Here is a 7,601-nt window from a genome sequence, read left to right as displayed (position 1 = left end):
TGAAGCGCGTCATGAATATACTTGGGGTTGCCGGGATGATGAAGGCGATGAGGATGACTGCAAGCTGAAGCCCCAAGGGGCTTCTTGCGCCCGCGGATGTTTGATTAGCGCAAGCGAGACGCATCTAGCTTTATCGACCGACCGGCAACCTCGCCCTCAGAGCCAAAACTGAGTTTCCACACAGGCTCGGCCACTTTGAGACATTCGACGCGGCGGCGTAGATAGTCGACAATCTGCCGAAGCATATGTAGTCCTCATCATATCGAATTTTCTTCGCTCTGCCGCCCTTACCGCGACAGAACCATTGACCGGCTGGGCTTTTACAATGCGCACCGGCTGCATTCGACGCTCGATTACGTCGTTCCACGATGTTCCAGAAAAACTGGCCCGCCGCAAAGGGTGGCGAGGCAACCTATTCCCTCAGCTATGGATTCGCGAAACAGGGGCAAGTCACAACTGTCTAACCGTCCACGAAGCCGGGTCACTATAGGTCCATAACGGTAACCTCGATGGAAAAATTGTCATCCCCGGAAGTCTCATATGACGACGGGCCGGCGCTAACCACATTCTCGGCGCCAGAACAAACGTCGGACCACATGTGACCGTTGCCGATATACGGCTTTTTGAGGTGTACATGGAATATACCGCTTTCTGTCCCCGACACCTTCCAGTAGAAATTTCCCTCACATCCCGTCATCCACCCGTCGGATTGGATGGAGAAAGTTCGCGATTCTTGTGGCGCCACGTCTTGCGGGCCATAGTCGGGGGTTACCTCTCCATGCTCCAGCTTTTGGGACGACGAATCGTAGGTCAGCCAGTAACGAGATACGTTGTTTACCGTGCATTCCGCAATTGCTGAAGCATCTTTTTCATGGGTATGCTTGTCTTGACTCATCGTCGTCTCCCGAAAATTGCTCCAGGTGCCATTCGCAACAGCATTTTGTCGATGCAAATCGCGCAGTATGGCGTGGCTGGTTTGAAGTGTTTCACTGAACGCTGTTACGCAAATTTGAGACGGCAGCAAGGTCAAATAGTAGTTGCCGCTCGCACACGATCGAAGCTATCAAACCTGATAGGGTAGTTACCCAGAATGTCTTGGAATTGAGGCGACGGACTCGCCCCAGCTCAGGTTTTTGGGTTAAGCGGCAGCAAAAAATCTAGCAGCAGCGTCCCCCGTTTCACAATTCTGAAACCTGTGTGGGCCGGATAGCTTGGCTATATTAATTTCGCATACGTGTTGGATTTTTATTGATTTAGCATAGTCGTTTTGTAAATTAACAATTTCTTAGATAGCCGTGGTTGCAAATAAAAAATAAACACCTAAGATGGTATTTGTCTGATCTATTCAGACATCGATATTCCATGTGAATAACCAATATTTTGAGAGAATCATGGCGTCTTTACCAATGTATTTTCAGTTTACAGCTGAGTCCAACCGTTGTCTCGGCGTTGCTCAAAATAATCAGGGAAGTGTGATCGGACCCGGAGCGCCGTTGCAGCTGGGATACGTCACCGATCCCAAAGTGCAGCTCGCGTGGGACTACGAAACGACCTTCGGTTTCATCATCCTGGACTTCAGCATGTTCGGCGGTCAGAAACTGGCTGTGGATTTCGCGGATGGAAAGGTAGCGACCGATACATACCTCCAATTGCGGCCATTTACGGGTGTCCCATCGCAACGATGGAGTCTTTTAATTCGACCGGGCTATATCACGTCGCTGGCGAACACGACACTGGTGATCGACGATCATTTCAACAGCACGCAAGCCGACAATCCGATCTGGGCGCACACATATAACGGGACAACGGCTCAGCAGTGGACGCCTAAGCCGTTGAATGAATTCTTGACCGCCGTAAAGCCCCAGTCGAAAGCGCAGTACGCATAAAGAGTCGGCCCTGAAAATTCGTTTTGCTCTGCAGCGGCGTCATGCCGCCGATAGCGCAATCGCCCCGCGATTGAGCAGGACGGCAAGAAGGCAAAAAAAGCCCTGACGAAATTCGGGGCTTTTTCGTTTCTGCACTAGCAGAAGCATTCTGTTTGCCCGGATAAGCCGGTCGAGCCAGCTCATGGGGCGCTTCAGAAGTCTTCGGCCAAATTCTGGTGGGTAGTACCGGGATCGAACCAGTGACCCCTACCGTGTGAAAGCAGCGTTGGGCTCAGTTCGGCCAGGAACGGTCATTCGACATTGCGGCGCAATTCGTCAACAATTGACGTCGGACCTGTGGAATTCCTAACCGCTTGATTGGCCGAAAGCAATAGTTTGATAGACACCGTGGCAACAATACATTCGACAACCGGCTGTAAGCGCTTCGATCATCCGGAATGCGAGATTCGCGTGTCAAATCCCGCGATTCCCAAAGTAGACATTACCTGGCTCCTTGGGTTTATCGAGAGTTACATCGCATCCGGCACCCGCCTAAACATCGGTGAAACCATGCAGATTGGATGGATGCTTGTGCGCATCGAGGAAGGCCGGGCAGGAGCGTTGCGATTAACCGAGCCGGATATGAAAAGCTTCCCAGTTAACTTTATCGATTCCGTAGACCGTACGCTAGTCCATTTGCGAAACCAAAACGACGTAGTTAGAAGCCTGTCCCCGGCAATCGATCCGCATTTCCCATCGCTAAGGCAAAGTGCTGTCGTCCACGTCAACTACAAACACGCAACCTCCGTCTCGCTGAAGCGGAAAGTGGCGGAAGGGGCAAGCTCCGGCTGGGTTATCACGGACACGGAGGATTCGGCCGGCTTACGTGACCCGGCGCGGTTCTTGACGACGTCGCTATATCAGTGTAAGCGAGTCCACCGTACCGTCTGTTCATAACGATGCGGCTTCGGCATTCTGATTCCCACTAGATCTGGTGGGAATCAGAATGATGGAAGTGAGCGCACCGGGCCAGCGACGCGGCTCGAGGAACTACACACAAGAATTCCGGGAGATGGTGGTTGCGCAAGCTAACGACCCGGCGCGTTCGATCGCCGACGTTGCGCAGGAACACGGTCTGAACGCGAACATGGTCGCAAAGTGGCGACGCGAACGTTCGCCTGCGCAATCGACGGCTCTATTGCCGGCGCCAGAGTCCTTTCTCCCCGTGCAGATCGCGCCGTCGTCGAAGCAGCAGCCGGCCATCACGGTGGAGCGCGGAGCGGTTCGGGTTCGCTTTGAAGGCACCCCGGATCTCGACGTACTGCGCGTCGTGTTGGCTAGCCTGCGTGATGCTCAATGATGCTGGGACTACCATCTGGCACACGCGTGTGGCTCGCCGCCGGTGTCACCGACATGCGCGCCGGCTTCAACAGTCTCGCCGCGAAGGTACAGAGCGTTCTCGAGCGTGATCCGTTCAGTGGCCACGTGTTTGTGTTCCGGGGCAAACGCGGCGATCTGCTCAAGGTGTTGTGGTGGAGCGGCGATGGATTGTGCCTGCTCATGAAGCGCCTCGAGAAGGGACGTTTCGTGTGGCCTCAAGCCACGAGCGGAACGGTCTGCCTGAGTCCCGCGCAGCTTTCGATGCTGCTCGAAGGCATCGACTGGCGCCAGCCCACGCGCACGGCGCAACCCACTTCTGCGTTGTAAACGTCGGCGCCGACACGTAAACTGTCGGTCATGACTTCGGCCGACACCCTTCCCGACGACATCGATGCCTTGAAAGCGCTGCTGCGCGAGCGCGACGCCAGGATTGAACGCCTGCAGGATGTCGTCGACTCGCAGGAGGCGGTCATCGCCACGGGCAAGGCTGAGATCGAGCACCTGAAGCTGCTGATCGCGAAGCTGCGCCGCATGCAGTTCGGGCGCAAGTCCGAGAGACTGGACCGGCAGATCGAGCAACTCGAACTGCGACTCGAAGAGCTCGAAGCCGACGAAGGCGCGACGCCAGTTGAAATTCCGAAGGCAACGCTCACGGTACCGGAACAGGCACCGCGCAGGCCATTGCCCGAACATCTGCCGCGCGACGTTCAAACGTATTTGCCCGAGTCGGGCGAGAAGTGCCCGGAGTGCGGCAGCAAGATGAAGCTCCTGGGCGAAGACGTTGCTGAACAACTCGAGTACGTGCCGGCAAGCTTCCGCGTGATCCGGCATGTGCGACCGAAGTTCGCCTGCTCGTGTTGTGACCACATCGCACAGGCAGCAGCACCGAGTCGACCGATCGAGCGTGGCCTGGCCGGCCCCGGACTACTGGCTCACGTGTTGGTCTCGAAGTTCGCCGATCACTTACCGCTCTACCGGCAGTCGGTCATGTACGCACGCGAAGGCGTGGAGCTTGATCGCTCGCTACTCGCGAAGTGGGTCGGTCACGCCGCGACGCTCCTGCAACCTCTCGTCGAGGCGTTGCGTCGTCACGTGATGGCGGCAACGAAACTCCACGCCGATGACACGCCGGTACCGGTGCTCGCGCCGGGCAACGGCAAGACGAAGACCGGTCGCTTGTGGGTGTATGTGCGCGATGATCGCACCTCGGCCGATATGACGCCGCCGGCGGTATGGTTCACTTACACGCCAGATCGCAAGGGCATCCATCCGCAACAGCACCTCGAGTCGTTCAGCGGCACATTGCAGGCTGACGCGTACGGCGGCTACCGGGCCATCTACGAAACCGGGCGTGTGATTGAAGCAGCCTGTTGGGCGCACGCGCGACGCCAGTTCTACGAGTTGCACGCGGCACGTCCGAATACGCTGAACACCGAAGCGCTCGAGCGTATCGGTGTGTTGTACAAGATCGAGGAAACGATCCGGGGCAAACCACCCGATGAGCGCCGGGCATATCGACAGGTGCATGCGCGGCCGCTACTCGAGCACTTCCATGCGTGGCTCACAACAACGCTGGAAACGCTCTCGCGCAAATCCGACACGAGTCGGGCGATCCTCTACGCCCTGAACCGGTGGGAGGCATTCACGCGTTTTTGCGATGACGGCCGGCTCGAAATCGACAACCTGCCAGTCGAGCGCGCGTTGCGCGGGGTGGCCATCGGCCGACGTAACTATCTGTTCGCCGGCGCTGACTCGGGTGGCGAACGCGCTGCCGTGATCTACAGCCTCATCGGCACGGCGAAACTCAACGATGTCGATCCCGAGGCGTATCTGCGCTTCGTGCTCGCACGCATCGCCGACCACGCGATCAACCGCGTTGACGAACTCATGCCGTGGGTCGTTGCGGACCAGCTTCGCGCAAACGCCTGAAGATCCCGCGCGCCTGTCAAGACGGCGCTCGTGCAGCGCTTACATATCAGTTGGGGTTGGATAGGCCAGAACTGATCAAATTTTTCGCGTTGCCGCCGATGCTAGAAGTCTCGATCGACAATCGTCGAACGCGCGTCTGCGGTCCGAACGGAGCGCTTTCCCTGATTCCCGGGTCATATCTGAGCGAATTGAATCGCCGCATGATTCAAGGCGGCAGATGACACGGCACATTGCCGGCTGAGCATCGGGCAGGATGCGGCCACAACCGGTCATTGAACTGATGCGTCCAGATTTGCGCCAATCTGGCTGCCTCAGTCCGCCGCCGCGATAACAACGTATAACTCCGTCAGTTCTTCGTAAAACCAGAGTGTCGCCCTCGTGGAATCGGCAGATTGGCGTTGAAGTGGCTGCGATTCAATGCGTTTCGACGTCGCGCTCGTCGATCTCTGACGCGGTTACGACTCGGTTGCGCCCTGTCGCCTTCGCCATGTAAAGTGCCGCGTCGGCCCGCGCCAGGGCGCCTGCCAACGTATCATCGGGCGTGACGCATTCGACCCCCGCGCTAAACGTGCAGCGCACGTCTTCGTTTGACGATCGTTCGACCGCAAGCCGCAGTTCATCCGTCAACGCCGCTGCTTCGGTCTTTCGCGCGGCCACGAACACAATCGCGAACTCCTCCCCACCCAGTCGCCCGAAAAGGTCGCACGACCGCAGCCGCGCGGACACAACCGATGTGACGTGCCTAAGGATTCGATCGCCGACCGCATGGCCAAAGCGGTCATTGACGGCTTTGAACTTGTCGATGTCCAGAATGGCGATCGACAGCGGCTTGCCCTTTGCCACCGCTTCGCGAAGCAAGACATTCGCCCTCGCCATGAACGCGCGCCGCATGAGTACGCCCGTCAGTTCGTCGATGCTTGCGAGCTGTTCCATCCTTCGGACAAGCTGATCGTGCGCGAGCATCACCATGCCGGTCGACAGGCACGGCAACGTGACGATCGCAAGCCCGAGAAACAGAACGTTCCAGGGCGACGGTTGCAGAAAATCCATTTGCGGCATGCCGAAGGCAACCGCGAAGGCTCGCGTGACGTGGAATAACGCGCCTAGATAAGCGGCCGCCGCGACGAATCGATAGGGGTAGCGCGCACCATCACGCGGCGCGTGACGCAGAGCCAATGTACCCACAGCGATCCGTGCATAGGCGAGGAAGATGGATACGAGTGCGACCCTCGCATCGATGTTCGGAGACACGCACGTAAAGTACACCAACGCAACGAAGATGATGACGAACGCCACCGACTCTCCGTGGCGGACGGAACCCTTACCGAAAAACTGACGCATACCCTGCACGAGCAACAGCACTGCTATGAGCGTGATGAGCGAAGCGCCGATCATCACGAACTGTCCTGGCTGACCGCCGGCGATCAACACCCACGACGATGCGGCGACCAATAGCGCGTGGGCCACGCACCAGCGGCCTATACCCGGCACTGCAGTCCGAAGCAGCGAACCAAGGATGGCGACGCTCATCAGGCAAGACACAATCACGATGCCTATCAGAGCGAGGGGGCTGAGCATGGGATCGAGGTAGGCGACAAAAGAAGGACGAGTCAAGATAAACGAGACGGCATTCGATGAGTGAAAGCAAAACGAAAACGAATGAACTCGCTCGCACCGCCGCGGCGAGTGCGTATCGTATCGCATGTGTGTGTCTGGAAAATATGCACGGATCAGCGCGGGCATTGCCATCGCTGGAGTCGGGTTATCTGTTCGAGCCTGAATTACGCATTGCGTGATTCGTTTTTTTGCAGCCTTCCGAGTGACCGCTTTCGCTCAAGTTGAACGGCGGTTCAGGGTCTTGGATTCAACCGGTCGACGCAATACCCTAGGCTGCCTGAGCAGCGGAGGTATTGAAATGAAGCAGAGACGGCGGATCTACTACACTGAAAGCCAGAAAGCGGTAATGTGGGAGCGCTGGCGCAAAGGCGAGTCGCTGCAACAGATTGCCCAGATGTTCGATCGAAACCATTCATCGGTGCAGGGCATTCTTTCGGAGACAGGCGGGATACAACCTGCCCAGAGGCACCGATCGAGGCTGGCTTTGACGCTCGCCGAGCGAGAGGAGATATCACGCTCAGTCGTATCCGGCGATTCAATTGTTTCGGTAGCAAACCGGCTCGGGCGCGCTCCTTCCACCGTCAGCCGGGAAATCAAGCGAAATGGTGGAAGCCAGGACTATCGTGCGAATCGGGCCGACCAGCTTGCATGGGACCGGGCACGTCGGCCAAAGACATGCAAGCTGGTCGATAACCGGCCGCTGGCGCGACTTGTGGCAAGCAAGCTGGAACTGCAGTGGTCGCCCGAACAGATTGCCGGATGGCTCAAACACGCATACCCGGTCAACGAGGACTATCACGTGTCACACGA

8 protein-coding genes are annotated in these 7,601 nt (G+C 57.5%); 5 read left to right on the top strand and 3 right to left on the bottom strand.

Annotated features, from left to right (window positions below; translation table 11 throughout):
* Positions 1 to 484: 484 nt before the first annotated feature.
* A complete protein-coding gene (locus FSO04_RS44500) occupies positions 485 to 895 on the bottom strand; it encodes a hypothetical protein (RefSeq protein WP_154567692.1) in 411 nt (136 codons plus the stop codon).
* A 469-nt stretch (positions 896 to 1,364) separates the two neighbouring features.
* Between FSO04_RS44500 and FSO04_RS44495 the strand changes: the two genes are divergently transcribed.
* Positions 1,365 to 1,886, top strand: a complete 522-nt coding sequence (locus FSO04_RS44495; RefSeq protein WP_199203117.1) for an RICIN domain-containing protein — start codon at positions 1,365 to 1,367, stop codon at positions 1,884 to 1,886.
* 39 nt (positions 1,887 to 1,925) lie between these two features.
* On the opposite strand, the gene FSO04_RS44490 is transcribed toward FSO04_RS44495, so the two are convergent.
* On the bottom strand, positions 1,926 to 2,069 hold the full coding sequence (locus FSO04_RS44490) for a hypothetical protein (RefSeq protein WP_154567689.1): 144 nt from the start codon (positions 2,067 to 2,069) through the stop codon (positions 1,926 to 1,928).
* An 802-nt stretch (positions 2,070 to 2,871) separates the two neighbouring features.
* On the opposite strand from FSO04_RS44490, the gene tnpA reads away from it, so the two are divergent.
* The 3 genes from tnpA to tnpC are packed head-to-tail and all read left to right on the top strand — an operon-like array spanning position 2,872 to position 5,174.
* Positions 2,872 to 3,225: an IS66-like element accessory protein TnpA gene (gene tnpA, locus FSO04_RS44485; RefSeq protein WP_233465444.1), complete on the top strand. Its 354-nt coding sequence runs from the start codon at positions 2,872 to 2,874 to the stop codon at positions 3,223 to 3,225.
* Complete coding sequence (gene tnpB, locus FSO04_RS44480; protein WP_349768780.1) at positions 3,222 to 3,572, top strand: IS66 family insertion sequence element accessory protein TnpB; 351 nt, start codon at positions 3,222 to 3,224, stop codon at positions 3,570 to 3,572. Before tnpA ends, tnpB begins: the two co-directional genes overlap by 4 nt.
* Before the next feature lie 30 nt (positions 3,573 to 3,602).
* Positions 3,603 to 5,174: an IS66 family transposase gene (gene tnpC / locus FSO04_RS44475; RefSeq protein ID WP_154567687.1), complete on the top strand. Its 1,572-nt coding sequence runs from the start codon at positions 3,603 to 3,605 to the stop codon at positions 5,172 to 5,174.
* Between the two features lie 414 nt (positions 5,175 to 5,588).
* On the opposite strand, the gene FSO04_RS44470 is transcribed toward tnpC, so the two are convergent.
* A complete protein-coding gene (locus tag FSO04_RS44470; protein WP_154567685.1) occupies positions 5,589 to 6,752 on the bottom strand; it encodes a GGDEF domain-containing protein in 1,164 nt (387 codons plus the stop codon).
* A 337-nt stretch (positions 6,753 to 7,089) separates the two neighbouring features.
* On the opposite strand from FSO04_RS44470, the gene FSO04_RS44465 reads away from it, so the two are divergent.
* The coding region (locus tag FSO04_RS44465) for a helix-turn-helix domain-containing protein (protein WP_154567694.1) at positions 7,090 to 7,601 on the top strand (512 nt) is incomplete at its 3' end.

Origin of the sequence: Paraburkholderia madseniana (assembly GCF_009690905.1) — a bacterium.
Lineage (GTDB): Bacteria > Pseudomonadota > Gammaproteobacteria > Burkholderiales > Burkholderiaceae > Paraburkholderia > Paraburkholderia madseniana.
The sequence above is the reverse complement of the archived record's forward strand: the minus strand, read 5'-3'. Positions and strand labels throughout refer to the sequence as shown.